Origin of the sequence: uncultured Salinisphaera sp. (assembly GCF_964012375.1) — a bacterium.
In the GTDB taxonomy this organism is placed as follows: domain Bacteria; phylum Pseudomonadota; class Gammaproteobacteria; order Nevskiales; family Salinisphaeraceae; genus Salinisphaera.
The window spans coordinates 1-25,654 of the sequence record NZ_CAXGSH010000057.1; the positions used below are offsets into that span (position 1 = coordinate 1).

26 protein-coding genes and 2 pseudogenes are annotated in these 25,654 nt (G+C 62.6%); 11 read left to right on the plus strand and 17 right to left on the minus strand.

The features are described 5' to 3' along the window. From ABNU97_RS11015 to ABNU97_RS11035, 5 genes are all read right to left on the minus strand, one after another. A partial coding sequence (locus tag ABNU97_RS11015; protein ID WP_348766760.1) for an amidohydrolase occupies positions 1 to 608 on the minus strand: 608 nt, incomplete at its 3' end. A gap of 17 nt (positions 609 to 625) precedes the next feature. Next, positions 626 to 817, minus strand: coding sequence for a hypothetical protein (locus ABNU97_RS11020; RefSeq protein ID WP_348766761.1), 192 nt, complete (start codon positions 815 to 817; stop codon positions 626 to 628). An 11-nt stretch (positions 818 to 828) separates the two neighbouring features. Then, positions 829 to 1,878 (minus strand): arsenic resistance protein, encoded by a 1,050-nt coding sequence (locus tag ABNU97_RS11025; RefSeq protein ID WP_348766762.1) that lies wholly within the window; start codon positions 1,876 to 1,878, stop codon positions 829 to 831. After that, the gene (gene cysS, locus ABNU97_RS11030; RefSeq protein ID WP_348766763.1) at positions 1,857 to 3,239 is read right to left on the minus strand and encodes a cysteine--tRNA ligase; all 1,383 of its coding nucleotides are present in this window, start codon (positions 3,237 to 3,239) and stop codon (positions 1,857 to 1,859) included. Before cysS ends, ABNU97_RS11025 begins: the two co-directional genes overlap by 22 nt. Before the next feature lie 38 nt (positions 3,240 to 3,277). Then, positions 3,278 to 4,450, minus strand: a complete 1,173-nt coding sequence (locus ABNU97_RS11035; RefSeq protein ID WP_348766764.1) for an NAD(P)/FAD-dependent oxidoreductase — start codon at positions 4,448 to 4,450, stop codon at positions 3,278 to 3,280. 500 nt (positions 4,451 to 4,950) lie between these two features. Here ABNU97_RS11035 and hisI point away from each other — a divergent pair, with 500 nt between their 5' ends. From hisI to ABNU97_RS11055, 4 genes are all read left to right on the plus strand, one after another. Then, positions 4,951 to 5,430 (plus strand): phosphoribosyl-AMP cyclohydrolase, encoded by a 480-nt coding sequence (gene hisI, locus ABNU97_RS11040; protein WP_348766765.1) that lies wholly within the window; start codon positions 4,951 to 4,953, stop codon positions 5,428 to 5,430. Positions 5,431 to 5,486: 56 nt separating this feature from the next. Next, entirely contained in the window at positions 5,487 to 6,251 is a 765-nt protein-coding gene (gene ribD / locus ABNU97_RS11045; RefSeq protein WP_348766766.1) for a bifunctional diaminohydroxyphosphoribosylaminopyrimidine deaminase/5-amino-6-(5-phosphoribosylamino)uracil reductase RibD, read from the plus strand. A 66-nt stretch (positions 6,252 to 6,317) separates the two neighbouring features. After that, the gene (locus ABNU97_RS11050) at positions 6,318 to 6,764 is read left to right on the plus strand and encodes a nuclear transport factor 2 family protein (RefSeq protein ID WP_348766767.1); all 447 of its coding nucleotides are present in this window, start codon (positions 6,318 to 6,320) and stop codon (positions 6,762 to 6,764) included. Between the two features lie 91 nt (positions 6,765 to 6,855). Continuing rightward, the gene (locus ABNU97_RS11055) at positions 6,856 to 7,941 is read left to right on the plus strand and encodes a GTP-binding protein (RefSeq protein WP_348766768.1); all 1,086 of its coding nucleotides are present in this window, start codon (positions 6,856 to 6,858) and stop codon (positions 7,939 to 7,941) included. Positions 7,942 to 8,284: 343 nt separating this feature from the next. Here the strand turns inward: ABNU97_RS11055 and ABNU97_RS11060 are convergent, their stop codons facing one another. The 5 genes from ABNU97_RS11060 to ABNU97_RS11080 all read right to left on the minus strand — a co-directional run bounded on the left by ABNU97_RS11060 (position 8,285) and on the right by ABNU97_RS11080 (position 12,781). Next, entirely contained in the window at positions 8,285 to 9,250 is a 966-nt protein-coding gene (locus ABNU97_RS11060) for a metal ABC transporter substrate-binding protein (RefSeq protein ID WP_348766769.1), read from the minus strand. Between the two features lie 15 nt (positions 9,251 to 9,265). Then, positions 9,266 to 10,138: a metal ABC transporter permease gene (locus tag ABNU97_RS11065; protein ID WP_348766770.1), complete on the minus strand. Its 873-nt coding sequence runs from the start codon at positions 10,136 to 10,138 to the stop codon at positions 9,266 to 9,268. Then, complete coding sequence (aztA, locus tag ABNU97_RS11070; RefSeq protein WP_348766771.1) at positions 10,135 to 10,884, minus strand: zinc ABC transporter ATP-binding protein AztA; 750 nt, start codon at positions 10,882 to 10,884, stop codon at positions 10,135 to 10,137. Before aztA ends, ABNU97_RS11065 begins: the two co-directional genes overlap by 4 nt. Before the next feature lie 711 nt (positions 10,885 to 11,595). Further along, positions 11,596 to 11,934 carry a hypothetical protein gene (locus ABNU97_RS11075; RefSeq protein WP_348766772.1) on the minus strand — a complete coding sequence of 113 codons (339 nt, stop codon included), beginning with the start codon at positions 11,932 to 11,934 and terminating at the stop codon, positions 11,596 to 11,598. Positions 11,935 to 12,091: 157 nt separating this feature from the next. Next, positions 12,092 to 12,781 (minus strand): methyltransferase, encoded by a 690-nt coding sequence (locus ABNU97_RS11080; protein WP_348766773.1) that lies wholly within the window; start codon positions 12,779 to 12,781, stop codon positions 12,092 to 12,094. Positions 12,782 to 12,960: 179 nt separating this feature from the next. Between ABNU97_RS11080 and ABNU97_RS11085 the strand changes: the two genes are divergently transcribed. From ABNU97_RS11085 to ABNU97_RS11100, 4 genes are read left to right on the plus strand one after another with little or no spacing between them, the layout of a single operon-like run. After that, positions 12,961 to 15,111: a TonB-dependent receptor gene (locus tag ABNU97_RS11085; protein WP_348766774.1), complete on the plus strand. Its 2,151-nt coding sequence runs from the start codon at positions 12,961 to 12,963 to the stop codon at positions 15,109 to 15,111. Beyond that, positions 15,111 to 16,043 carry an ABC transporter substrate-binding protein gene (locus ABNU97_RS11090; RefSeq protein ID WP_348766775.1) on the plus strand — a complete coding sequence of 311 codons (933 nt, stop codon included), beginning with the start codon at positions 15,111 to 15,113 and terminating at the stop codon, positions 16,041 to 16,043. The genes ABNU97_RS11085 and ABNU97_RS11090 overlap by 1 nt, the downstream gene beginning before the upstream one ends. After that, the gene (locus ABNU97_RS11095) at positions 16,040 to 17,065 is read left to right on the plus strand and encodes an iron ABC transporter permease (protein ID WP_348766776.1); all 1,026 of its coding nucleotides are present in this window, start codon (positions 16,040 to 16,042) and stop codon (positions 17,063 to 17,065) included. The genes ABNU97_RS11090 and ABNU97_RS11095 overlap by 4 nt, the downstream gene beginning before the upstream one ends. Then, entirely contained in the window at positions 17,062 to 17,871 is an 810-nt protein-coding gene (locus ABNU97_RS11100) for an ABC transporter ATP-binding protein (RefSeq protein WP_348766777.1), read from the plus strand. Before ABNU97_RS11095 ends, ABNU97_RS11100 begins: the two co-directional genes overlap by 4 nt. A 50-nt stretch (positions 17,872 to 17,921) precedes the next feature. On the opposite strand, the gene ABNU97_RS11105 is transcribed toward ABNU97_RS11100, so the two are convergent. From ABNU97_RS11105 to ABNU97_RS11120, 4 genes are all read right to left on the minus strand, one after another. After that, complete coding sequence (locus ABNU97_RS11105; RefSeq protein WP_348766778.1) at positions 17,922 to 18,230, minus strand: hypothetical protein; 309 nt, start codon at positions 18,228 to 18,230, stop codon at positions 17,922 to 17,924. Positions 18,231 to 18,497: 267 nt separating this feature from the next. Continuing rightward, a complete protein-coding gene (locus ABNU97_RS11110) occupies positions 18,498 to 18,647 on the minus strand; it encodes a hypothetical protein (RefSeq protein WP_348766779.1) in 150 nt (49 codons plus the stop codon). Positions 18,648 to 18,906: 259 nt separating this feature from the next. Further along, positions 18,907 to 19,983 (minus strand): WD40 repeat domain-containing protein, encoded by a 1,077-nt coding sequence (locus ABNU97_RS11115; RefSeq protein ID WP_348766780.1) that lies wholly within the window; start codon positions 19,981 to 19,983, stop codon positions 18,907 to 18,909. Continuing rightward, the gene (locus ABNU97_RS11120) at positions 19,968 to 20,933 is read right to left on the minus strand and encodes a GTP-binding protein (RefSeq protein ID WP_348766781.1); all 966 of its coding nucleotides are present in this window, start codon (positions 20,931 to 20,933) and stop codon (positions 19,968 to 19,970) included. Before ABNU97_RS11120 ends, ABNU97_RS11115 begins: the two co-directional genes overlap by 16 nt. Positions 20,934 to 21,444: 511 nt before the next feature. Between ABNU97_RS11120 and folE2 the strand changes: the two are divergent. Next, positions 21,445 to 22,072, plus strand: a pseudogene (folE2, locus tag ABNU97_RS11125) (GTP cyclohydrolase FolE2); the annotation flags it as partial. A 40-nt stretch (positions 22,073 to 22,112) separates the two neighbouring features. Continuing rightward, a pseudogene (locus ABNU97_RS11130) lies at positions 22,113 to 22,325 on the plus strand (transposase); the annotation flags it as partial. A 176-nt stretch (positions 22,326 to 22,501) separates the two neighbouring features. On the opposite strand, the gene ABNU97_RS11135 reads toward ABNU97_RS11130, so the two are convergent. Next, positions 22,502 to 23,152 (minus strand): NAD(P)-binding domain-containing protein, encoded by a 651-nt coding sequence (locus tag ABNU97_RS11135; RefSeq protein ID WP_348766782.1) that lies wholly within the window; start codon positions 23,150 to 23,152, stop codon positions 22,502 to 22,504. A 93-nt stretch (positions 23,153 to 23,245) separates the two neighbouring features. Between ABNU97_RS11135 and ABNU97_RS11140 the strand changes: the two genes are divergently transcribed. Next, positions 23,246 to 24,148 carry a LysR family transcriptional regulator gene (locus tag ABNU97_RS11140; protein ID WP_348766783.1) on the plus strand — a complete coding sequence of 301 codons (903 nt, stop codon included), beginning with the start codon at positions 23,246 to 23,248 and terminating at the stop codon, positions 24,146 to 24,148. Positions 24,149 to 24,270: 122 nt separating this feature from the next. Here the strand turns inward: ABNU97_RS11140 and ABNU97_RS11145 are convergent, their stop codons facing one another. Together ABNU97_RS11145 and ABNU97_RS11150 are read right to left on the minus strand one after the other, a co-directional pair. Beyond that, on the minus strand, positions 24,271 to 24,870 hold the full coding sequence (locus tag ABNU97_RS11145) for a hypothetical protein (protein WP_348766784.1): 600 nt from the start codon (positions 24,868 to 24,870) through the stop codon (positions 24,271 to 24,273). A gap of 437 nt (positions 24,871 to 25,307) precedes the next feature. Next, positions 25,308 to 25,654 (minus strand): SIS domain-containing protein (locus tag ABNU97_RS11150; protein WP_348766785.1); only part of this gene is annotated, 347 nt, incomplete at its 5' end.

Here is a 25,654-nt window from a genome sequence, read left to right on the forward strand (position 1 = left end):
TCGATACAGCCGTGCGGATTGAGCCCGCCATGGCCGCCGCGACCGTGGATCGTGATGTCCACGCGATCGCCACCTGCCATGATCGGTCCTTCGATCAGCCCGAACTGGCCAATCGGCAACGCCGGCCAGTTGTGCAGCGCATACACCGTATCCATCGGATAGCGCTCGAACAGCCCGTCGGCGATCATCGCGCTGGCCCCGCCCACGCCTTCTTCGGCCGGTTGAAAGATGAAGTAGATCGTGCCGGCAAAATCGCGATGGGCGGCGAAGTGCTCCACTGCACCCAGCAACATCGTAGTATGCCCATCGTGGCCGCAGGCATGCATGCGCCCAGGCACTTTCGAGGCATGTGCCACGCCGCTGGTTTCATGAATCGGCAGCGCGTCCATATCGGCCCGCAGGCCAACGCGGATCGAACCGCCCGGCTGTTCGCCCTGCACCCAGGCCACGATCCCGGTCACGCCGATACCGCGTTCGTATTCGACGCCCAGTTCGTCCAGCCAGGCACAGACCCGCTCGGCCGTGGCCTGCTCTTCGAAACCCAGCTCCGGGTTTTGGTGCAGGGCATGACGCAAGGCCACCAGATGCGTCGGCGCGTCGTCGAACATGGGAGATAGCTCGCTACTCAGCTGAATAGAGGCGCAAAGTAGCAAAAGCTGCCGTTGATTTCAGCATGCAGCTTTCGATAAGCAACTGCAGGTACAAGGGTTATCTTGGCCTCCTTATGCGGCGTGATCGATCCGGCATTCAGGCAGCTGACATGGCCTGCGGCCTGCAACACCGGCGCGATCAAACGCTGGCGCATGTCGTGGGCCATCTGGATGGGCCTCACGACGCCGACCGCGGCGATGGTACGCGCGCCTCGGCGACGGGCGCGCCCTCGACCGTGCCAGTCTTTAACAGGATATGGCGCAACGCCGTCAGATGCGGGAACTCGACCAGCATGCCGATGATGATCGCGGCATAGACCAGCGGCTGATCGGGCATGGCCAGCGCGGTCACCCCGAGCATCATGGGCGCATTGCGCGCAGCCGTGGTCATCGCCAGCAGCGCATGATCCGCATAGGCCAGGCGTCCAACGCGGGCAGTGACTTCGCCGAGAATGAACGTGGCCACGAAGAACGCGAACACGGCGAACAGTACGGTCGCGAACACGTCGGCGTGCTCGACAAGCGTGCCGATATGAGCAGCGAATATCTCCACGATCAACAGCGCGATTAGCAGGGGAATCACGCGTTCGAGGCCATGCATCAGCCGTCTGTGCCATGACCGCGGCAAGGCTCGATCTGCGAGCAAACGCAGCGCCACTGCAACCACGAACGGCCAGACGAACCAGTTCAGCAGCGTATCGCCCATGGTCGCGGGATCCACCGGCGCGGCGGCGCCAGCATAAATCGCGATGAACAGGGGGTAGAGCAACAACTGCGACGCCATGTTGAGCGGCAACAGCATCGCACCCAGCGCGGTGTTGCCCCGGGCCAGACGCGTAAAGCCGAGAAACCAGTCGGTACAGGGCGCCATGAAATAGATGATCAGCCCGGTGCGAAACAGCGGTTGGCCGCTTAGAAACAGCGACGCGATCGCGAAGCCAAGCGCTGGTATCAGCACGAAGTTTGCGATCCAGGTCAGCGCCAGGACACGCAACTCGGCACGCCGCAGGCGACAACGGGTGAGACGGACCTCGAAGATGAGCAAGCCCACAAGCCAGAGAATGGTGGTATCGACCGCGCCGCTCGCGTGTTGGCCGATAGCGGGGGCGAACCAACCGAGCGTCGAACCGATCACGATTGCGGCGGCGAACAGCAACGTCGTTGCCAGGCCCGCGTGCCGCTGCCAATAATTGCCTTCGCCGGCGCTCATGACAAGGCGACCCGCCACTCGGTGCGATCCGGCCGGTCCTCTAATACCACGCCCAGTGCCTGCAAACGTTCGCGCAGCGCATCCGCCTGGTCGAACGCATGCGCGGCACGGGCCTGCTCGCGCTCGGCGATCAGCGCTTCGATCGTGGCGACGTCGGGCGCTGTCGACGCATCCGATGTTTGTTGAAACCACTGCGCGGGTGGCTGCTGCAATAGGCCCAGTTGTGCGCCGGCCGTGCGCAGGGCAACCGTACGGGCGGCGCGTACCAGTGGCTCGGTTTCGGCCTGGGCACGCCGGGCCAGCGCGAACAGTTCGGCCAGCGCTGCCGGGGTGTTCAGATCGTCGTCGAGCGCGGCATTGAATTCGGCGAGATACGACGCCCCATCGCTGGCTTCGTCCGCACCGTCGATCTGCGGCGCGAACTCGCGTAGCACGCCGTAGAGACGATCCAGACTCCGACGTGCCTGCTGCAATGTATCTGCGCTCCAATCCAGTGGCTGACGATAATGCGCGCACAACAGCACATAGCGGATCGCCTCGCCTGGCGCCTGTTCCAGCAGATCACGCACGAGCAGCACGTTGCCGAGCGACTTCGACATCTTCTGCCCTTCGACCGTGACGAAACCGTTGTGTACCCAGTAGTTTGCGCGGGTGCCCTGGGCGATTTCGTTCTCGTGATGGGGGAAGATCAGATCGCGCCCGCCGCCGTGGATGTCGATCGGCGTGCCGAGATGGCGCTCGATCATCGCCGAGCATTCGATATGCCAGCCCGGCCGGCCACGCCCCCAGGGGCTGTCCCAGCCCGGCTGCTCGGGCGTCGACGGTTTCCAGAGCACGAAATCGGCCGGATGACGTTTGTACGGTGCGACGTCCACACGGGCGCCGGCGATCATGTCATCGGTGGAACGCCGCGACAGTGCGCCGTAGTCCGTGAACGACGGCACATGGAACAGCACATGCGACTCGGCCTCGTAGGCATGCCCGTCGGCGACCAGGCGTTCGATCAGGGCGACGATGTCGGGGATATGTGCGGTCACCCGCGGCTCGATCGTCGGCGGTGCGACGTCCAGCGCTGCCATGTCTTCGTGATAGGCGCGGGTATAGCGTTCGGTCACGGTATCGATGGCACAGCCCTCGGCCGCGGCGGCGGCGTTGATCTTGTCGTCGACATCGGTGAGGTTGCGGGCATAGGTGACCTCCGCAAAATGCCGACGTAACACCCGTACGAGCACATCGAAAACGACGGCCGGGCGGGCATTGCCGATATGGGCGAAGTTATAGACCGTCGGCCCGCACACATACATACGCACCCGGCCCGGCGTGATCGGTACGAAGGCCTGCTTGCGCCCGCCCAGGCTGTTGGTCAGCGATAACGTCATGCTTGCTGTCCTGTGATGAAGCCTCGTCGCGCTGCGCCTTAGCTGCAGCAATCGGCGGCGTCGCAACACCGCAGGTCGTCGAGAAACATGTTGTGGTCGCGATAGATCGCCAGCGCACTGGTATCCAGCCCCAGGCGCTCGGCGATCGCCTGCGCGACCACGGCGAAGCGCTGGCGAAACTTGTAGATGAAACAGAACTGCTGGCCGCGATGCGCAAGCTCCGGGCCGACCAGGAACAGCCCGCTCAGTCGCGTGGATTCGTCCTTGTCGGTCACGCACGGGCAGCCGGCCTCGTCGAACTCGAAACAGGCGGCGATCAGCTGGGTGCTGCCGGCATAGCCGGTGGCGAGAATGGGCGCGGCCTCGCTCGACCAGCTACGCCCGTCGGCAGCGAACACCCGGGTCACGCCGTTGGGCCGATCAAGGCCGATGACGTCGGCATCGCCGATCAGGCGGATAGAGCCGTTGGCCAACGCGCGATCCAGCCGGGCCCGGGTATACGGTGCAAGCGCCACGCTCGGGTCGGGATCATCGCTTTCCCAGACTGGCGTACGGCCGAGTACGGTGACGCGCTTGCCGGCCGCCGCCAGGCCGACCGCGGCATCGATGCCGCTTTCGTAGCCGCCCACCACGAGAATCTCGTCGCCGTCCTGATCGGCCCAGCGACGCACATCGCTGGAATGCAAGCCGTATTCCGCCCCAGGGATATCGCGTGTATCGGGATACTGGAACTGCCCGGCTGCCCAGATCACGAAGCGCGTGCGCACCGGCCCGGTGGACGTGTCCAGCACGAGCTCGTCGCCGTCGCGTCCGATCGCCCTTACATCCACGCCGGTTGTAACGTTCAAATCGAACGCCTCGGCCGTACGCGCCAGATACTGCGCGTATTCGGCGCCGCTCGGGTGTTCGCGCTTGAGCATGAGCGCCGGCGAGCTGTCGAAGCCGATGGCGTTGAGATCGGTCAGGCCGAACGCATTGGCCGGGAACGACGGCGAGATGAAGTGCATCTCCTGCGGCCAGCGACAAAACGATGCGCCGATACGCTCGCGCTCGAAGATGCGTACGCCTGGCACGCCCAGATCTTGCAACACGCGCGCCACGCCCAGGCCCGCCGGCCCAGCGCCGACAATCACAACATTCGCACGGTCGGAGCCATCCATTCGACGCTGTGAACACATGCCGGCGGCAGACTCATGCGCACGAGAACTCATATCCGCTCCACGCCCGGATATCGTTGCAGGGTAATTCGCGGCAGATTCATTAAAGCGGGCCTTCCTTGGCTGGCCGATCGAGCCGAGCGCGCATACGCACGCGCCAGAGCGCATAGCCGACGCCCACCTAGCGCCAAACGAGCGGGCTTTGGCATAATCGTCGCCAACCTCTAAATATGTAACGTTATAACATTGCATATAATGCTGTGAAGGAGCACCTCCATCTGCAACCGCTGGACCGTATCGAACAATCAGGCCCGTGATCGGCGAGCGCTGACCTCACTCGATCGTCAACGCCATCACTATGGATGACCCGTCAACTCACGCCGCTCACCGGTCGGCTGTTATTTATCGGGCAGCAGAACGGAACGCCGAAGCAGCTGTTTGCGGCAAACATGCGTTCGCCTGCCCGCCTTAGCGGGCCGACGAATTCATCGACTTCTTGCCGGATTGATAACGTCCGGAATGACCAATTCGCACCCCACAACCAAACGTATTCTATGACCGTTTCCCGCCCTGCTTTTGCTGAACGCCGATCCGTTGTCCAGGTCGAGGAAGGCCGAACTCTTGCGCCGAAGTTCGACGCGAACGGCTTGCTGCCCGTCGTGACCACCGATGCCGAATCCGGCGAGGTCTTGATGATGGGGGTCATGAACGCCGAAGCGCTGCAGCGCACAATCGAGACCGGCGAAGCCCACTACTGGAGCCGCAGTCGTGGCTGCCTCTGGCACAAGGGTGCGACCAGCGGTCTGGTACAAAAGATCGTCGAAATACGGATCGACGACGACCAGGACGCTGTCTGGCTACGGGTGGCCATTACCGGCGGGGCGAGCTGCCACGTGGGCTATCGCTCCTGTTTCTATCGCGCCGTACCGGTCAAGACCGATAAGCGCCCGGCCGAGCTGGTTTTTACCGAACAGGAAAAGACGTTCGACCCGGTAGCCGTCTACGGCGACGCACCCAACCCGACCCAGCTCTAGCGATGCGGGCTGCATCCTCGAAGACCCGGGCGCGCATACATAACGGCGGAGGCGGTATGGCGCCTACCCGGCATGCGCCCCACGCTTCTGGGTCGAAATACGCCGAGCACCATCACCACTGGATGGGTCGCGCGCTCGACCTGGCGCATAGCGCGCGCGGCCAGGTCTGGCCGAATCCGGCCGTGGGCTGCGTGATCGTGCGCAATGACTCGATCGTCGGCGAGGGCTGTACGCAGCCAGGCGGCCGGCCGCACGCGGAACGAATCGCGCTCGACGCCGCCGGCCCCGACGCGCGCGGTGCCACGCTCTATGTCACGCTCGAACCCTGTTGCCATTGGGGCCAGACCCCGCCCTGTGTCGACGCCATCATTCGAGCCGGCATCGCCGCGGTCCATGCTGCCCGTCGCGATCCCGATCCGCGCGTCGACGGCCGTGGCTTCGACCGGCTGCGCTCGGCCGGCCTCGATGTGCAAGTCGGCCTCGGCGCAGGCATGGCGACCGATCTCATGGACGGCTTTTTCCATCGAATCGCGACCGGCCATCCGCGCATCGAGATCGCGCGTCCCGGGCAATCGAATACGCCGATACCGCAGGGCTTCGACGCCGTACTACACAGCGATGGCCGCTGCATCGCCGTCATCGCGCGCACGGCGAACGGCCCGTGCACGATCGAGCAATTGGATACGTCGGGCGGTGCGCACGCATGGCTGGATACGCTGGGCGGTCTCGGCCTGACCCGGGTTCATGTAGCACCTGACGATCCCATAGCCGACCGGCTGCGCATCGACCTCGCGCAGGAGTGCACCAACCCAGTCGCGTGAACCGACGCCTCATGCGCACTGTTGATTTCAGGCCACCCCGACCTCTTTCGCCCAGAGAAGCGACACATGAATCATTCCGATACACACCTATCCGACAACCACAACACGGCGGACGAGGCGCTCCCGCCGTTGCAAGCCGCGCGTCGCGCGCTGTACCGCTGGGCCGACGTGGTGTCGCGCGGGCAAATCGATGACGTGCTGGCGCTGTATGCATCGGACGCGATTCTGGTTCCCACGCTCTCGAACGAGATTCGCGAACGCGACGAAGAACGCCGGCGCTACTTCGAGATGTTCATGGCCGACGGCATTCCACAATGCACGATCGACCGTGAGAACAGCCGGATCAGTCGCAAGCACAGTACCGTGGTGATCGGCGGCCTCTACAGTTTTCGCTTCGAGCGCAAGGCCGGCGAGGAAACCGTTCGCGCCCGGTTTCTGTTCACGTTCGAACAGATCGATGGTCCATGGTTGATCACCGGCCACCACTCTTCGCGGCTGACGGAAACCGTCTGAACACGGGGCCGCACACACTCAGCGCTCGCCTGCATATCGGTGCTCGTTTGCCGATTGCACAGTGTACTGATTCGACCGACCCTTAGAGCGTATGAAGCATCGCAAGACCATCCCCGTCACCCTGCTCACAGGCTTTCTGGGTTCGGGCAAGACCACGCTGATCAATACGCTGCTCGCCGATCCGCGCATGCGCGACGCAGCCATCGTGGTCAACGAATACGGCTCGGTAGCGGTCGACCACGACCTGATCCATGAAGGCCGCGAAGGCTTTGCCCTAACCACCAGTACCGGCTGTCTATGCTGTACGGCAAGCAGCGATATCCGCGCTTCGCTCTATGAACTGCACGACCGGTACGCACGCGGCGAGTTGCCGGCATTCAACCACGTGGTGGTAGAAACCACCGGCCTCGCCGACCCGGCGCCGATCATCAACAGTCTTATTGCCGGCGGCACGCCCGCGATGGGACTACGCGATCATGTCGTGGCCCGGTCCTTCCTCCTGGCCGGGGTGATCGCGACCTTCGACGTCGACAGCGGCGATGCCACGCTCGCAGCCCATGCAGAGTGCCGCAAGCAGCTCGCTTTTGCCGACCATATCGTCTTGACCAAGACCGACCTGGCCGATGCGGCCCCATGGCCTGCCCGACTGCGCCGGATCAACCCGACGGCCAGCCTGCACGATTGTCAGGCCGCGAACTTCGATGCCACAGCGCTGTTCAACCAAGGCACACCCTATGTGACGGCCGACCGGCCGGAAAATGTACTCGAGTGGCTGGCCATGGAACGGGCGACCACCGCGCACGATCATCACCAACACGATCACGATCACGATCACGATCACGACCATCATGCCCATCGCCACGACGACGGGATCGAAGCCTGGCCGCTGTTTTGCGACACGCCGCTCGAACGCGCGGCGGTAGACCGTTTTCTCGAAACGATCACTGACCAGCCGGGCGCGGCGCTACTACGTCTGAAAGGCATATTCGCGCTGTCCGACGACCCCGCGCGCCCGCTGGTCGTGCATGCCGTTCAGCACCGGCTCTACCCGCCGGTGCGACTGGACGCCTGGCCGAGCGTCGACCGGCGCAGTCGCGTGGTACTCATCGGCCGTGATTTGCCGCGCGCGCCCATCGAGGCGCTATTGGCCAAGGTGGACCGACCCACCCACGTCTGATCGAATCGTGCCCGCGTGCTGCGATTGGCGCGCACCTCAAAACGGGCGTGCGCCTGGCTGATCCCGTTCTTCGAGCACGGTTCGCGAGCGACCATTGGGCCTGGCTTTTTTTAAAGCGCGCGGTCGGCGCACACCCCATTCAGCGCGTTGCCGCCCCGGGTTGGCGCTTGGCATAACGGCTCGGTTTCGCAACGTGGGCGGGTCACATCGAGACGATCCGAGCGGTGCCTGTCATGCGCCGTGGAATCAGCCGCCGGGTTCGTCGCGTGTCGAAGCGTCAGCCACCGCGGCCCACCGATGCCGGCTCGAGCGCGTGGGCGCGTTAGCGCGGGGCGTTGCTGATTTACTGCAGGCGCGCTGGGCGCGCTTGATCCGCCTCGCGCGCATCGGGCGACAGGGCATTCAACAGCTGCGTTGCGTTGTATCGGAACAACTGGATATAGCTCGGGGCCGGACCGTCGGGCGCCGACAACGCGTCCGAATACAGCTCGCCGCCGACTCGGGCAGCGGTCTGTTCACTGATCCGATCGATAAGCCGGCTATCGGTAATATTCTCGACGAACACCGCCGAGATGCCCGCCTCGCGAATCTGATCGATGATACGGGCGACATCGGCCGCCGACGCCTCGGCTTCGGTGCTGATGCCTTCCGGCGCGATGAAATCGAGCCCGTATGCGGCGCCGAAATACTGGAATGCATCGTGCGACGTGACAACCGTGCGCTGCGCGCGCGGCACGGCGTCGAACGCAGCGCTCAAGCGGCGATCCAGCGTTTCTAGCCGGTCGATATAATCGGCCGCGCGTCTTTCATAACGCGCCGCATGTTCGGGATCCGCCTTGACCAGCGCGTTCGCGATATTGCGCGCATAGATCACACCGTTGCCAAGGTCTTGCCAAGCATGGGGATCAAGCGTCGCGCTCGCGGCTTGCATGCCGTCTTGATGTGCCCCGCCGCCAGCCCATCGACGCGCTTCGATCCCTTGGCTGGCCTCGATCCGCAGGCCGGAAAAATCGGTCGCTCCCACGAGTCGGGGCAACCAGCCTTCGAACTCAAGGCCATTGAATACAAGCACATCGGCGTGCGAGACGGCTCGGGCATCGGCCGGGCTCGGTTCGTAGACATGCGCATCACCGTTCGGCCCGACGAGCGCGGTCACCGCGACCGAATCGCCGCCGATCTCGCGCACCATATCGGCAACAATCGAAAAGCTCGCCACCACATCCAACCGATCCTGCGCGAGCGCCGGCACGGCGCTGCCAAGCAGCAAAGCCAGCATGATAAGGCGGCTCGAGAAACGACACTGGGGCATGCAACCTCCCTTCGATCAGCGCTGCAAGTGGGGCAGGCGCAGCGCCTGGGCCAGAATGCTTTCGCGCAGGCCGAACAGCACAGAGAGTGCATAGAACGCGCCCGCGCAAAGAATGATCGCAGGCGACGACGGCAGTTCGGCGTGATAGGACAGCAGCAGGCCGATCAGCGACGCGACCATGCCGAACACGGCCGCCACGACGCATTGGCCGGGGATGGTTTCCGACCAGAACCGTGCTGCGGCGGCCGGCAGCATCATCAGCCCCACCACCATGAGTGTGCCCAGCGCTTGAAACCCGGCAACCAGGTTCAGCACGACCAGCGTAAGAAACAACAGATGCACCCATCGGCCGGCACCCCCGACCGATCGAAGAAAACTCGGGTTGAAGCATTCGACCACGAGCGGGCGGTACACGATCGCCAATAGATTGAGCGTGATGCTGGCTATCGTAGCGATGAAGATGACAGCCGCGTCGTCTAGCGCCAGCACGGTACCGAAAAGCACGTGCATGAGATCGACATTGGAGCCGCGCGTGGACACGATCAGCACGCCGGCCCCCAGCGAGATCACGTAGAACGCAGCGAAGCTCGCATCCTCGCGCAATGGTGTCACGCGTGACACCATGCCCGCGAGCAGGGCGACCAGTAGCCCGGCCGCCACGCCGCCCAGCGTCATGCTCCAGAGCGATAGTCCGGTGAACAAAAACGCCACCGCCGCGCCCGGCAGAATGGCATGTGCCATCGCATCGCCCATCAGGCTCATGCGTCGGATGATCAGCAACACGCCCAATGGCGCCGAGCCGAGGCTGATGGCGATGCAGCCGACCAACGCCCGCCGCATGAAGCTGTACTCCAGGAAGGGCTCGACAGCATAGGCATAAACACTCATGCCACATCCCGACGGCATACCGGCGCGTGCGTATCCATCGCTTCGCTCATACGCCGGGCGAACAGCAGATTCTCGGGGGTGAGCACGTGCTCGGTTGCGCCCCAGGCGACCGGCTCGCGGGCAATCAGCAAGGTATCGGGCATATGCCGGCGCACGAGTTCCAGATCGTGCAGCACGACCACGACGGTGCGCTGTTCGGCGTGCCAGCGCTCGATCAGAGCAACGAGATCGGCGGTGGTGCGCGCGTCGATCGCAGTGAACGGCTCGTCAAGCAATAACACCCGCGCGTCCTGAAGCAGCATGCGCGCGAACAGCGCACGCTGGAGCTGACCGCCCGACAACGTGCCGATCGCGCGTGTTTCGAAGCCTTCGAGGCCCACCGCGGCCAGTGCAGCCAGCGCGCGTTCCAAGTCGCGCCCGGCCACGCGCCGAAAAGCGCCGAGGCGCCCCCACAGCCCAAGCGAGACGAGATCGAGCACCTGCATGGGAAAATTTCGATCGAGCTCGCTTTGTTGTGGTAGATAGGCAATGTCCCGCCGGGCAATGCCGGACAGCCGAATACGACCGTCGTCGACCCGCAGGGCCCCCATGAGGCCCTTGAGCAACGTGGACTTGCCGGCCCCGTTCGGGCCAACCACCGCCGTCAGTGAGCCGGGCGCGAATCGCCCCGACAGGTGGTGTACCGCCGGATGCCGTCGATAGGACAGCGTCAGGTTCTCCAGCTGGATATCCGGGCTCGTGCTCATCCTGAAAAACCACCCAGAGCCCAGCCCACGGCCAGCCACAATACGGCTGTCAGCGCGAGCGTGGCCCCAAATCGCTGGACGGCTGAAGCCCGCAAAGTGGAACGCGGGCTCATTGCCGTGTGCCAGCAACAATTATCGAAACCGACGCAACGCGGTATGTCCGACATCGCATTAGAGCGCGATTCAAGCGCGTGTCGCTGCGCGTCGATCTTGCCCGGGTTCGCGCTCGGGCACGGTTATGAAAGCGTATATGTGCGTGGACCACATCGTCGACTCATACTTGAATAATGTTACGTTATAACATCTCTATTATCGTCGAGCATTAGGTCTTTACCCGCACCGATCGCGCGCCCGGGATCACGATCACGCAAGCTGCAGTGGGGTGCTACCACCTGTGATCGCTTGGTAAAATGCGTAATCGGCCGCGTCCAAGGGCTCGCGCCAATGGACGTATTCAGCGTGGCGAGTCCCGCACTTGCGCTCCGTATAACAACGCCCGAGCCCTCCCGATGCAGTGCGCTGGGCTCAGCGTGACGCGGCCGCTGTCGTATCGTGTCCGGCCGAACCCGGCCGCCAATACCGACGCTAACTCACGGGGCGGCGCCGTCGACCTCGTCAGGATCGCAGGTCTTTCGGTACGCGGCGCTTGGGTCGTCGTGACGATATCTGCCGATCGGATTGATCCCGCGTCGAGCGCTCGGCGGCGGTCGCTTATTCGTTATAGATCGAGTAGCCGCCTTTGATGACCCGGCTGTTGAGCGGTGTGGCCGAGAGCATCTTTTCGAGCGCGGCTTGCGGCTTCATTTCGCCTTCGACACGCTCAGTCGGCATATCGTGGACATCGAACTGGCCCACGCGCTTGACGTCCAGCGAGACCGGGCAGCGTGTGGCCTGCGTGAATACCGCGACTGCATCGCCTAGCGGCATCGACGGAATCGTTATAGGAAGCGCCTTGTTCTCGCAGTGGTAATAACTCGCGTCCTGGGCAAGGACATAACCCGGAACAGTCATAGCAATCAGCAGTACGAGCACGGTCAATGGCTTGTTCATGGAACCCTCGGTGTTCATGGATGACGGACGGTAAATAAGATACAGCGATAATGTTTCGCAACTGTCACACAGTTGAGCTGAACGGCATCGCAACGAATCGCCATGAAACAAACCCGCGCAGTGGCGCCCAGGCTCGCTTGGTGGATCGGGGCGAGAATTACGCCCGGGTTTGCCAGTCAATAAGTGCGATATCTCCCCAGGCGCCCGGGCCACGTTCTAGTCGATAGCGACGTAGGCGGTAGGCAATGCCCATTTCATCGAGCACGTCGCAGAGCGCGTATGCACGCTCGCGATGACGCTCGTGTCCGTCATACTGCACCCGCAAAGGCGCCGCGTAGGGCTCACCTATGCTTTGTGCGAGCACGACGTGCCGCGTGGCACAGCGATGCATTTTGGTCAGGGCTGCCGCGATATCCTGCATACGATAGAACGCGTTACAGCCGAAGATGACGTCGACCGAACAGGCGGGCGTTTCTTCCCAGCGGTAGGGCCACAGGGATGGTCGCTTAGCTGCGTCGCTATCCCAGCCTTGCCATAACGCCGCCCGCATCGACGGGGACGGTTCGACACCGACAAGCTCGTCGACATAACCGGCAAGACGCTTCGTGAAAGCGCCTGTCCCGGGCCCGATCTCCAGCAGCCGATCGTCTGGACAAAGCAACGCTCGCACATCGGCGACCAACACGTCAGCATGTTGAGCCAGCGGACTTCGTTCATCGTATGCTGGCGCATAGGCCTGCCAGAACGCTTCCTCCGCGGCGGAATCGCACCAACGGCTATCCTGCGCGGCGGTCTGTTCAAAGGCCGCTTGCCAGAAGCTCGAAGCATCGATCGTGTTTTCAAGCATCGTTGCTGCACCTCGAATACGATTAGGCAATACAGCTTCAGCAAAACCGGCCCATGCCTAGCCGGCTAAATGGTTATGTTATAACATAACGCTCAGGGATTCGATGTTTTACCTTCGGGGGAAAGATGCCGGCTGATTCTGGCAGGCGCCGGCGCGCGCCGACCGTTTTTATTTCTACCATGCTATCAACTGCCCTGCTGTACGCGAATGGCGTGCAGGCACAGCAGACAGCCCCGCGCCAGACGCCCAACGGTCACGGCGTCACCACGCTCGACGAACTGGTTGTCACCGGCGTGGGTCGGCCGGAACCGCTCAGCCAAATCGCCAGCACCATGCAGGTGATCGACGCAGAAGAAATCCGCACCTCTCACAGCACGTCTGTAACCGATCTGCTACAGGAACGGGCGGTGGGGTTCTTCAGCGACTGGACGCCCGGCCAGACGTCAATCAGCATTCGCGGCGCGCGTAGTGACGGCCAAGGCCGCGATTTTCGCGGCCAGGTTCTGGTACTGCTCAATGGCCGTCGTGCCGGCACGGCGAATCTGTCCAAACTTTCGCCCGATCAGCTTGAACGCATCGAAATCATCCGCGGGCCGGCCTCGGTCGCCTATGGCAACCAGGCGATGGGCGGGGTGATCAATCTGATCACCCGCAATGGCCGCACCGTCGAGGGCGGCACGGCAGCTATCGAAGGCGGCAGCTATGACTACGGCAAGATCAGCGCCGAATACGGCGGCACGCTGTCCGACGACATGGCTGGCTACGTGGGCGCCAGCGGGACCACCCACGGCGACTATGACGGCGGCTCGGGCGCCGGACGGCAGGTCAATACGGCGTCCGATCGCGCCAGCGCGCTCGCCGCTTTCAGCTGGGATCTGGCACCCACTCACTGGCTGGATCTCACGGCGCGCACCAGCGGCGTCTACGACGTCGGCTTTCGTGGCTCGTCCTGGGATTACGACAATACCGGCGACCGCTGGAATCGCTCGCTCGACCTGGTCTACGCCGGCGTACTCGAAGAACAGGGCATCGATCTCAACGCCCATTTCTATGCGTTTCGCGATGTCGACTCGTTCCATTGGGGCTCGGAAGCCGCCGGCATCGATACCGACAACAACCGGCGCGAGCTTACCGCCTACGGTCTGCGTTTCACGCCGTCCGTGGCGCTGACCGATACCACCACGCTGTTGCTGGGTTTCGACGGCGAGCAGTCCGAACTGCGCAGTACACGCAGCCGTTCCATGGTCAGCGGCGCGCCGATCGCCCAGATCGCGCCCTACGACAATAACGAGGACAACCTGCTCACGGCCGGTTATGCCGAACTTACCCAGTCGCTGCTCGACGATCGCCTGACCGGTCGCGCCGGGATCCGCTACACCCGCAACGACATCAGCCTGAAGGACACGCCCAACATCAACCTGGGCGGCGATACCGATCGCGCGTTCGATGGTACGACCTACAGCCTCGGCCTGGCATACGCGATCAGGCCGGATCTGAAGATACGCGCCAGCCACGCTACCGGCTTTCGTTCGCCGACCGGCAGCGAACTGGCCGGCGAGTTCTCGTCGGTACTCACGCCCGATCGCATCACGCGCGGCAATCCCGACCTCGACCCGGAAGAAAGCGAGCAGTACGAGATTGGCCTGACCTATGCGCCGGGCCGCGTGTTCTTCGATGTCGCCGTGTTCGATCAGACCATCAGCAATCGTATCAACAGCCGCGTGATCGACGCCCGCGGGCCGGAAAGCAGCGACGATATTTCGGAATACGTGAACGCCGACGACGAAGCCCGTGTGCAGGGTGTCGAACTCCAGACCGAAGTCGATGCCGCGCCCTGGCTCGGACTCACCGATCAGCGCGTGACGATCGGGCTCGACGGTACCTGGAATTTCAAAATGGAGGCCGATGGCGTCGATCGTCAGGACAGCGGTCCGTACGCCGACAAGCTGCAACGATTCAACGAATACCAGGCGGCGCTGCGTCTGGGTTACGAATGGCGCGATCGCTGGGGCGTCAAGCTGATCAGCCTGTTCAACGGCCCGATGTATTACGACACGGAAGAAAACCTGCTGGACAGCGCGGAACCGGCCAGCGACTACGTCCATCGCAAGGACGCCTACTGGGTGTTCAATCTGCAGGGCCACTACAACGCCACCGACTGGCTCACGGTCTTCGGCGGGGTCGATAACCTGTTCGACAAGAACGAACACCCGATCTTCATCGCATTGGACGAACCGCCCTATATCTCCGATCCGTCGGCCTCGAACGGCGGCCGCGGCAACTCCATGCGTGGTCGCTTCTTCTTCGCCGGTCTGCGTGCCCGCTTCTGATGATCTTGACTCGGCGGCAATTGCTGGCGGGTGCGGCCGGCCTATGTGCGAGCGCACTCGATCCGCTGGCGGCAGCACCGGATCGCAACGCCGGCTGGCCGCGCGTGATCACCGACGCCTTGGGCCGGCGCGTGCGTATCGAGCGTATGCCGCGCCGTATCGTGCCGGTATTCTCGAGCAATACCGAAATCGTGGCCGCACTCGGGGCGGCTGATCGTATTGCCGCTATCGATGGGCTGACCCACTATCCGCCCGAAATCATCGATCGGCCGCGTATCGGCAACCGGATCGGCTTCAGCCCGGAACGCATCGCCCGTCTGAATGCCGATCTCGTGATTCTCACGCCAGCCCGGCATGCGGCCGCCCAGCTGATGCGGCCCATGCGGCTGGCGGGCATTCCGTTGCTGGTGCTCGAGCACCCGACGCTGGCGCGTATTCTCGACAATATCGCCTTGATCGGACACGCGATCGGCAACGCCTCGCAAGCACAATCGCTTATCGCCAAAATCGAGACCGGGCTCGATACGCTGGCTGGGCGTCTGTCGTCCCAGTCGCCGAGGCGGGTCTATTTCGAAACCGGCGCCGCAGGACGCAGCGGCTTTTTGTCGGTGCGACCGGACACCTATACCGACGATATCCTGCGCCATGCCGGGGGTGTCAACGTCTTTGCCGAGACCGATGCACTGTCGCAGGTCAGCGGTGAGGCGGTGTACCGCGCCAACCCGGATCATATCCTCGTCGCCGGCAGCCAAGCCGACGTAGCGGCACTGCGTGCACGCCCGCACTGGAACGCCATCCCGGCTGTGGCGGCGGGTCGGGTCGATGCGATCGAGCGTGCCCAGGTGCTTATCCCGGGCCCGCGCGTGGTCGAGGGCGTAGGCAGTGTGGCCCGGGCGCTGTATCCCGATCTCGCAAAGGCCGCCGACGTATGACGCGCCACTTCGGTATCGCCCCGGCCGGGATCGCCTTGCTGTTCGCCGCCGCCGTGCTGTCCATGGGTATCGCCATGATGCTCGGCGCAGAACTGCTCGGCCCCGACCGCCTGTTGCCGCTACTGTGGCCGGCATCGGCCGACCACCCGCTGGACCGTCTGCTCATCGATTGGCGACTGCCGCGCGTGCTTACCGCGTTTCTGGTCGGCGGCCTGCTCGGGGTATCCGGAGCGATATTTCAGGGTATTTTTCGCAATCCGCTGGCCGATCCGTTCTTGATCGGTACCGCGCCGGGGGCCGCGCTGGGTGCCACCCTGGCCTTGCTCGCCCCCGCGCTGGCGCCATTTCAATGGATCGCGCCGCTGCAGCTATTGCCGATGCTGGCGTTTCTGGGCGCGTTCGGGGCAACGCTGGCGGTGTTGCTGCTTGCGCGTCTGGCGCGCGTTCGGGATACGGCCGGCCTACTGTTGGCCGGGGTGGCCATGGCCGCGTTTCTCGGCGCGCTGCGTAGCTATCTCATGCTCGCCCTGGCGGACGAAACGATCAGCCTGCAGGTGGTGTTGTCGTGGACGCTCGGCGGTATCCAGATTCCGTTCTGGCGCGAGCTGGGGCTGATCGCGGTGGTTGCATTGTTGTTGCTGGCGCTTGCCTATCGGCTTGCCGACGGTCTGGACATGCTCGGTCTGGGCGACGACGTCGCACGTAATATGGGCCTGCATGTCGAACGCTTCGTATTATGGGCAACGCTGCTGGCCTCGGCGATGGTCGCGCTCGCGGTGACCTGGGGCGGCACTATCGGTTTTGTGGGCCTGGTCGTGCCACATCTGGTGCGTTGGCCGCTCGGTCCGCGGCATGGCCCGCTGCTGCTGATCTCGGCGTTGGTCGGTGGCAGTCTGTTGACTCTGCTCGACGGCCTCGCGCGCAGCCTGTTACCGCCGGCCGAGATTCCGCTGGGGCTGCTGACGGCGTTGATCGGCGCGCCGTTCTTCATGCTCTTGCTGGCCCGGCATAGCCGCCGATGAGCAAGTCGATACACCACGGCGATCCGCTCGCCCGCCTTTCGGGTGTACGCCTGGCCAAGGCCGGTCACAGCGTGCTCGACGGCGTGACCCTCGATGTGTTCGCCGGCGAACTCCTCGCGGTGGTCGGGCCGAACGGCGCCGGCAAGAGTAGCGCGCTCAAATGCCTCGGCGGCATCGAAACCGACTGGCAAGGGCATATCGAACTCGCCGGAAGCGCACTTGAGGGCTTTGCGTCGGCCGAGCGGGCACGACAGATCGCCTATCTGCCGCAAATCTTCGCGCCGCATTGGGAACTGAGCGTGGCCGATCTGCTTGAGATCGGCCTGCAACGCGGACGACCAACGCTAGGTTGGCGCCCATGGGCCGGACCGCGGCAAACCACGGCCGAACTGCTGGCACAGCGCACGCGCCTGCTCGACGACCTCGAGCTGAGCGGCTTTCTCGAACGCCGTTTCGCATCGCTGTCCGGCGGCGAACGAGCCCGTGCGCTGCTGGCGCAGGCGCTGGTCACGCAACCGAACCTGCTGCTCGCGGACGAACCCATTGCCAGCCTCGATCCGGCCCATCAGCTTCGAACGATGCAGTACCTGCGTCGCTGTCGCGACCGAACAGCGTCGGTCGTGGTGCTCCACGATCTCAATCTGGCACTGCGGTTTGCCGACCGGATCGCAGTCATGGCCCATGGGCGGGTCGTCGCTTGTGGCACCACGGCGCACATCGTGGCGAGCGATATTCTGGCCCATGTCTTCGACGTACGCTTCGAAGCCCATACCACCTGTTGGGGCGAAGCCTTGCTGGCGAGTTGACTAGGGCACCCGGGCGACGCGCTCGTGGCCTAGTCAGGCGTGGCGAACGACTATGCCGACGGCGCGATGTTCAGGACCGGCTCGGCCACCTCAGGCGCGAATTCCTCATGCACGCCCAGCTTGCCGCGGGGCAGGCGCACCGGCGTGGTCTGAAGCGCTTGAGCCAGGGCGGCCATTTCGGCCTTCGACTTGCGCGGCGTGTGCGCGCCCCAGATCAGTTGCAGCCGCTCGCGCGGTATCATCGCGGCCGCGGCGTGGAAATCAGCACTGCATTCGAAGGGATCGAGCGCGCCGGTGACAAAGCGCACCGAGGCGAAGCGCGCGCCCGCCGCGCGGGCGGCGCGACGCTTTTCGGCCATTCTCGCACTCGTGAGCCAATTCGAATCGGCATACACATGTCCGGTCGCCATGCGCCGAATGACCCAATATTTCGTTCAGGTTGAGTGCATACAGCCCGGGCCCAGTCACGCGGTTGTCCACCGCTGCGCGTACGTACGCCAGCCAGCGCCGACGACAACCGAGCATGGTCGGTAGCGGGCCGCGCCATGTCGACGCGACGAGGGCGTGATGGGGCGAAGCCGCCGGCGCAGCCGTGAAGTGACGCAGCACGTAGCCGGCAGCCACGATCAAAGCAGGCGGTGCAACAGGTAGGCCAGGAAATCGGACATGGCCGCGGGCGTCCAGTCCATGCGTGGCTTGTCGGCGGTGCCAAAACCCGGCCAGTCGACCGCTACCGTCGTCAGCCGATGCGCCAGACAGGCCTGCAGCGACGCCATTTCGTGGCGGGTAGCGATCGACGATACTGCCGACAACAACAGCGCAACCGGCCCCGTACCGCACCAGGTCGCCGCACAATCGACACGGCGCCCTTGCCAGGGCCACGTGAAAAAGGCTTCGCGCGATGGTTTCATCGCAGCCTGTGGCCCTGCGGATTGCTGTTCCATATCGGCGTACCCAGGCTTGCGTTTACGCAGCCAGTCACGCAAGGCGCCCTACGGTTTTTGGCTCGATCGCGCCTTGCAATCGGGTCATACGTTACCCATCGCCGGCCGTCGCGTCGGCATCGCCTTGGCCCAACGGTGCCCATAGGACGTCGCCCACAGCGTCGCCGATCAGAACATGCGACAACGATGACGGGATCGCCATCGCCGTGACCTCGACGCCGGTCGAACCGCGCACGACGATGGTTTGGGTCTCGTCTGCCAATTCGCTGAGCAGCACGGCGCCGTCCTGAAACCCAGCCAATACCGCCGGCTGCCCGGGCAGATCCAGCACCTCGGTGGCCATCTGTTCACCGCCATGGGCGACACAAAGCGGGACACGCCCCATGGGCCCGGCTGCGTCGAACGGCCAGCAGACCACCTGATCGGCCCCGGCGGTCACCAGATGCGGCGTCTCGCCCGCCCAGCGCATCGCGCGCGGCTTGGTCGGATACCCGGACATCCGCATATGGGCGTTGTCGCGCAGACGCCAGCCGTGCAGCGCATTCTCCTGCATGATCGTCACCACGAACTCGCCGTCCGGGCTCCAGGTGATACCGATATGAGACCCTGCCCATTCCAGGGAGCGGGATTCCCAGCCCTGTGCACCGCGCTCCCAAAGCGTTGCGCCGCCGTAATGCGCCACCGCGAGGCGCTGGCCCTGCGTATCGAACGCCAGCCCGCCAGCCGTGCTGGGATGCTCGAGCGTTTCGTATTCGCCATCGTCGCGCCAGACATGGACGACCTTGCGCACAGAACAGGCCCGCAGGCCGGCCCCGGAATGCGCGGCTACGCAATCCACCCAACTCGAGCCAAAATCGGCCAGTTCTTCGACCGCGCCATCGACACCGACGCGTAGCAGCCGGCCATCGTCGCCGCCGGTAATCACACTCGATTGGCTATCAGCGGCCATGGCCAGCACGGCGCCGCGATGCGCACCGATCTCGCGCGGCACCGCGTCGCCCTGAAAAACACGCAAGCGCCCATCGCCGTGCGCGGTTATGACCCGATCGCCCAGCGCCATCGCTGCTACGACATAGGCGCCGCTACGAATGACCTGGCCTTCTTCCTGGAGACGAGTCCTAGCGAACCGCTTGCGGGCCGGCGCGGCTTCCTTCAGGCCGTCTTGCATGCCGCAAACCCTTCTTCGAGACCCATCCGGTCGAGACCGCGTCCGATGAATACCAGCCGCGACCGGCGCGGTTCATTCGCAGGCCAAGAGCCGATGAAATCGCCGTCCATCAGCATATGTACGCCCTGAATCACATAACGGCTTGATTCGCCCTTGATATCGAGGATGCCTTTCGAGCGCAGGATGTCCTGGCCATGCTTCTGCAACAGGCGGCCAAACCAGGTCTGGAACATGAACGGATCGATCGGCGTATCCGACTCGAGCGAGACGCTGGTGACTTCGTCGTCGTGCTCGTGGGCATGCTCCTCGTCGAGGAAATCGGGCTCGATCTCGAGCACCCGTTCCAGATCGAAGGCGTTCTGGCCGAGCACCTTGTCCAGAGGCACCGCGCATTTCTCGCTATGCAGGATCTTGGCATAGGGGTTCATGGCCCGGATACGTGCCTCGACGCGCGACAACACATCAGCGTCAACCAGATCGATCTTGTTCAACAGCACAATATCCGCAAAGGCGAGCTGCTCCGCGGCCTCGTGGCTATCCTTGAGCTGGGCTTCAAGATGGCGCGCGTCCACCACGGTCACCACGCCGTCCAGCCGGGTTTTCTCGGCCACCTCGGCATCAACGAAGAAGGTTTGAGCCACCGGCGCGGGGTCGGCCAAGCCCGTGGTTTCGATCAGAATCGCATCGAAACGATCGGCCCGTTTCATCAACGCCCCGAGAATGCGGATCAGATCGCCGCGCACGGTGCAGCAGATACAACCGTTATTCATCTCGAAGACCTCTTCATCGGCATCCACCACGAGGTCGTTGTCGATGCCGGTTTCGCCAAATTCGTTGACGATCACGGCGTATTTATTGCCGTGCTGTTCGGTCAGAATACGGTTAAGAAGCGTTGTCTTGCCGGCGCCGAGAAAACCGGTCAGAACGGTGACGGGCACCTGTGTGGTCATGGTTCGTTCCTCTGGAAGTCAATACATCGGCCGTGCGGTGGTGCGTAATCAAAACGCTATATAATAATGTTATAACATAACCTAAATTACGGTAGTTGCCATCCTACCGCGGGCGGGCTGGGCCCGGTAGAGTTACGCTTGCGAAAGCGACAGCGATTCGAACGCCCCGCTAATCGCTAGTGTGTCCGACCCGGCGTTATTTCAGGGCGATATTCTAAGACTTCACCCTATCTGCCGCGCGGGAAACGCCAGCTTTGGCTGCGAAGATTCAAGCTTTACCCGGATTATCGAAGGATGTCCCGGCATTCGTAGGCGTCTCAGTCGTATGTCCCAGCCATCTTTACCTTTTGCACTGGGTCCGTGTGCGGCTTTTGTCTCACCATCTAGTGTCGTCTTATAACGTTACTTTTCAGTCCGTTCACTCAAGAGACTGGGCGAAGAGTGCAGTCATGGGATGGGCGCGAAGCAAACTTCGGATTGCAATTTGTAGTTTTTCTTGGCGCACGACTCAAAGGGAACCCATATATCGCGGTTCGTGAAAATTCTCAACGCACACGAACACGCGATGACGCTCGAATCGTTCAAGGCGATGCTTGGTGAGATAACCGAGCGACTGGGATCCGATAACGGTCATATCGGAATGACGTTCCCGTACTTTGTGGACAAGTACGCGCCGGTCACGGGCGAGAAGAGCGTCTTGGATTATGAGGTCGCCTTCTTTGGAGATTGCATCGACGGACGCACGATCGTGCATGTCGAGGTCAAGGTGCCGGCGACCACGCTCTGCCCGTGCTCCAAGGATATCTCTAGCTACGGCGCCCACAATCAGCGCTCGTTGGTTACCACTCGAGTGCAGGCGAACGAATTCGTCTCGGCCAAAGAACTGATCGATATCGCCGATATCCGAAGGGTCGTGTGAGTTGTTCAGTATTCTCAAGCGCGTCGACGAGAAAGCGGTCACCGAGCGTGCCTACGACAATCCGAAGTTCGTTGAAGACCTGGTTCGCGATATGGCCACACGACTCAACGATCATGAGCGATTTCGTCGTTATCGGGTGGAATCGGAGAACTTCGAATCCATCCACAACCACTCCGCCTACGCGATGATCGAGCGGGATAAAGGCCAGCCGGGAAGCTAGGGTCTCTCGATGCCTGCTACGAGCACCGTCAGGTGCGGCCGGCAAACCCAACCAGAACGCCTATATCGAGTCCTTCAACGGCCACTTCCGAGATGAATGCCTGAACGAGCACTGGTTCGTAAGCCTCGCCCATGCCACCACGATCATCCGAGGCTGGCATCGTGAGTACAACGAAGAAGGACCGAAGAAAGAACTCAGCGGGCTGACGCCTGCTCACTACGCTGCGCAAATGGCCGCAGAGGCGGCCATGTAAACCCTGGAGCTCTGGATCGAAACGCTACTCAAACCGAGGCATGTTCGGTGAAACGAGGCCGTGTATGGCCGGTCGTGCCCATCGCGGCGAAAAGCGTCGCCGGCCGCAGTAGCTGCGACCGGCGCCTGCCTGTTCATATTGCCGCCTGGCACACGGCCCGCGGCACGCGCACGTATCTATCTTTGCCAGCTGTTGTGCGCCAGCTCCTGCCCACGCCTGGCCAGGGCGAGCTTGGCCACGAGTTCAGCGTGATTGACCGGAATACAGTAGGCCGGCATGGCGCGCTCGAAGCGCCAACTCTCGCTTAGCGGGCCCGTGTCGACCGCTTCAAAGCCAATATCGGCATGCAGTTCAGCAACGCGCGGCTTGGCGTCGGCATCATCGCCGGCAAGCGGCAATGCACGCCCGCCCTCGACCGCCGGACGATCTTCCCGCGGCAAATCCATAGCCAGAATCGAATTGAAGGCCTTGACCCAGATCGCCCCCGGCGCATGGCGAGCGGCCCACTCGCTGGTGGTCGTCTCGAACGCATCCAGTTCCGCGATTCGACCATCACGCTCTGGGTAATAGTTCATCGTATCCACGACGACCTTGTCGCGTAACGCGGACAGCGGTAGATCGCCGGCCGCGATCAGCGGCACCGCGACGATCACGATATCGCCGAACAACGCCGCCTGCTCTGGCGTCGCGATTTGCACGTCGTCTATATCGATGTGTTCAGGCCGGCGCGCACTCACCGACACTTCGTGTCCGGCATCGCGAAACAGCCGAGCCAGATTCCCGCCGATATTGCCGGCCCCGATAATTCCGATTTTCATCTCTATCACGCTTGCAGAATGAATGACGAGATGATCGTAATTTCACACGAATAAAAGCAGAATAACGCAATCACTATGATCACTTGAAAGCGAGCGTTTCAAATGGATCGATTGACCAGCCTCAAGGTATTCCTTCGCGCCATCGATCTGGGCTCGTTTTCGGCGGCGGCCCGTGAGCTGGGCATGTCGCCCCAAATGGCCGGTAAACATGTCGATGCCCTGGAAGCGGGATACGGCACCGCCTTACTACATCGATCGACCCGACGCCTGAGCCTGACCGAGGCCGGCCGTATCTGTGCCGAGGGGGCAAGACGCACGCTCGACGCCGTCAAAGCCATGGACGCCTCCGTCGAAAACCTGACCGACCTGCCTTACGGGCGCCTGCGGGTGACGGCGCCGTTGAGTCTGGGGCGTTGTCGAATCGTGCCCAACCTGCCCGACTTCGAAGCCGCCTATCCGCATATCGCGCTCGAACTCACACTCGCCGACCGCGTGGTCGATCTGACCGGCGAAGGCTTCGATATCGCCCTGCGCATTGGCGACCTGCCCGACTCAGAGCTTTCCGTCCGGGGGCTCGCGCCATTTCGTATCGCCGCTTTTGCCTCGCCGGGCTACGTACAGCAGCACGGCCTACCAAACCACCCTAGTGAACTGGCACAACACCGTTGTCTGAACTACGTGTTCGACAGCTACCCGGCCCCCGATCTCTGGACCTTCACCCAGGGCGACGAGCAAATCAAAATCAGTCCGCGACCAGCGATTGCCATCAACGACGCCACATCACTCATCGAGCTTGCCCTGCGCGATGCGGGGGTGGTGATGACCGGTGAAATGAACGTGGCCGACCACGTCGCATCCGGCGCATTAATCCGCCTGTTCCCCGACTACGCCAGTGTGTCGCGTCCGCTTAATCTACTGTTCCATCGCCGCCGCGCCGTGGCGCCCCGCGAACGGGTGTTTATCGACTGGGTGGTCAATCTGCTGGGGCCGGCCGTCAAAGCATGAGTGACGGGCGACGCTTCAGCCTCAGGGCAAGCGATATAGCGCTCTTCGCCCGATCGGCATATCGACCAAGTTTGCACGCCTACCGCCGCCGCTAACTTAATCTCGTAGGTCTCCCCCTGCACCTAGCAATTAAGCGACGCTGTTCCAAAAAATCGATCTCGCCGAAAAATCAAGGCAGGCCCCGGGTAGCTCACGCCATCTATAACAAAGGTCGGTAATGTAATCTGACCTCGATCACCAATTCTAGAAACCGTCTGTGCAAAGAAATAGAACGAAGCATGGGATTCTTTCTCTTTACCCCAAAATGACACGAGTTTGTTCGTTGATCCTTTGAATGTCGTTGTTATTGGTTCATAGCTAACCGTGCGCATACGAGCACTTTGTATTGGCCCGAGTCCTTCTATGGTGTCTTTTAGCGGCATCACGGTTTTTGAGTACTTTCCTTCTTTGACGGACACCAGAACGACGTCAAATTCGCTCAAAGAAAATTCCCGCCCCTCTGGAACTTCGACCTTCATTACCTTAAACGAACCCATCCGCCACTGGTCGAGGCTCGCAGAAATTCGAATACCGTGGTAGTCGAACGCGACCCATATAGGGGCACCTATCGAGCCGTTGCAGCTCTCTCTCGCGTATTCCACCTCATGATCCGGAAAGCTAAGGCGCTCGAACGATCGTGTATACGGAACACAGCCCGCCAACACGCCAAGCGTGACAAGCATCGCTAATCGCCCGAGAATTCCGAATCGAGGCAACCTAGCCGCACTGCACCTCTTTAATACAGCCTTGACACTTATATAACTGACTGTTGAGCCGTAATAGTTCATCTTCGCGCCCGCCATCGACCGCTAATTTAAGCCACCATTTTTTACTAAGCACCACGAAATACGGCTGCACGGGCTCCGGGGACCGTATATTCATCTCGGGCTTACGCCCCGGCATGCCCCGCTGAACGCCTCGAGAACCGCTTATAGAACGCTGCTGGATCTCGGCTCGTAAGCGTCTTACAAACGTCGGCTCCAAGATCGCGGCGCAAATGGCTAGGCTTTGGGCTGGAGGTAGCCGGCATCGCTTACCCGTCAGCTATCGCGACAAATCTTCCGTCTGCCCCTTACCAGTAAACACCCTCTGTACGCCTGGTTACGGGTTCTTACAACCGTTACTCCACGGTCACACTCTTGGCCAGATTCCGCGGCTGGTCGACGTCCGTACCCTTGGCCACCGCGACGTGATAGGCCAACAGCTGTAGCGGGACGGTATAGGCGATAGGGGCCAGCGTTTCGTCGACGTGGGGCATGTCGAGCACGGTGATGCCGGGGCCGGTATCCAGGCCTGACGCAGCGTCGGCGAAGACATAGAGCTTGCCGCCGCGGGCGCGGACTTCCTGGAGGTTGGATTTCACCTTTTCCAGCCAGTCGTTTTTGGGCGCGATGGCGATGACGGGCATCTTTTCGTCGACCAGGGCGAGCGGGCCGTGCTTGAGCTCGCCGGCGGCATAGGCTTCGG

Excerpts from the sequence above, each read along its gene's own strand:
- ABNU97_RS11020 (WP_348766761.1), bottom strand. The coding sequence starts at position 817 with ATGGCCCACGACATGCGCCAGCGTTTGATCGCGCCGGTGTTGCAGGCC.
- cysS (WP_348766763.1), bottom strand. The coding sequence starts at position 3,239 with ATGACGTTATCGCTGACCAACAGCCTGGGCGGGCGCAAGCAGGCCTTC.
- ABNU97_RS11035 (WP_348766764.1), bottom strand. The coding sequence starts at position 4,450 with ATGAGTTCTCGTGCGCATGAGTCTGCCGCCGGCATGTGTTCACAGCGT.
- hisI (WP_348766765.1), top strand. The coding sequence starts at position 4,951 with ATGACCGTTTCCCGCCCTGCTTTTGCTGAACGCCGATCCGTTGTCCAG.
- ribD (WP_348766766.1), top strand. The coding sequence starts at position 5,487 with ATGGCGCCTACCCGGCATGCGCCCCACGCTTCTGGGTCGAAATACGCC.
- ABNU97_RS11050 (WP_348766767.1), top strand. The coding sequence starts at position 6,318 with ATGAATCATTCCGATACACACCTATCCGACAACCACAACACGGCGGAC.
- ABNU97_RS11055 (WP_348766768.1), top strand. The coding sequence starts at position 6,856 with ATGAAGCATCGCAAGACCATCCCCGTCACCCTGCTCACAGGCTTTCTG.
- ABNU97_RS11060 (WP_348766769.1), bottom strand. The coding sequence starts at position 9,250 with ATGCCCCAGTGTCGTTTCTCGAGCCGCCTTATCATGCTGGCTTTGCTG.
- ABNU97_RS11065 (WP_348766770.1), bottom strand. The coding sequence starts at position 10,138 with ATGAGTGTTTATGCCTATGCTGTCGAGCCCTTCCTGGAGTACAGCTTC.
- aztA (WP_348766771.1), bottom strand. The coding sequence starts at position 10,884 with ATGAGCACGAGCCCGGATATCCAGCTGGAGAACCTGACGCTGTCCTAT.
- ABNU97_RS11075 (WP_348766772.1), bottom strand. The coding sequence starts at position 11,934 with ATGAACAAGCCATTGACCGTGCTCGTACTGCTGATTGCTATGACTGTT.
- ABNU97_RS11080 (WP_348766773.1), bottom strand. The coding sequence starts at position 12,781 with ATGCTTGAAAACACGATCGATGCTTCGAGCTTCTGGCAAGCGGCCTTT.
- ABNU97_RS11085 (WP_348766774.1), top strand. The coding sequence starts at position 12,961 with ATGCTATCAACTGCCCTGCTGTACGCGAATGGCGTGCAGGCACAGCAG.
- ABNU97_RS11090 (WP_348766775.1), top strand. The coding sequence starts at position 15,111 with ATGATCTTGACTCGGCGGCAATTGCTGGCGGGTGCGGCCGGCCTATGT.
- ABNU97_RS11095 (WP_348766776.1), top strand. The coding sequence starts at position 16,040 with ATGACGCGCCACTTCGGTATCGCCCCGGCCGGGATCGCCTTGCTGTTC.
- ABNU97_RS11100 (WP_348766777.1), top strand. The coding sequence starts at position 17,062 with ATGAGCAAGTCGATACACCACGGCGATCCGCTCGCCCGCCTTTCGGGT.
- ABNU97_RS11105 (WP_348766778.1), bottom strand. The coding sequence starts at position 18,230 with ATGGCCGAAAAGCGTCGCGCCGCCCGCGCGGCGGGCGCGCGCTTCGCC.
- ABNU97_RS11110 (WP_348766779.1), bottom strand. The coding sequence starts at position 18,647 with ATGGCGTCGCTGCAGGCCTGTCTGGCGCATCGGCTGACGACGGTAGCG.
- ABNU97_RS11115 (WP_348766780.1), bottom strand. The coding sequence starts at position 19,983 with ATGCAAGACGGCCTGAAGGAAGCCGCGCCGGCCCGCAAGCGGTTCGCT.
- ABNU97_RS11120 (WP_348766781.1), bottom strand. The coding sequence starts at position 20,933 with ATGACCACACAGGTGCCCGTCACCGTTCTGACCGGTTTTCTCGGCGCC.
- ABNU97_RS11140 (WP_348766783.1), top strand. The coding sequence starts at position 23,246 with ATGGATCGATTGACCAGCCTCAAGGTATTCCTTCGCGCCATCGATCTG.
- ABNU97_RS11145 (WP_348766784.1), bottom strand. The coding sequence starts at position 24,870 with ATGCTTGTCACGCTTGGCGTGTTGGCGGGCTGTGTTCCGTATACACGA.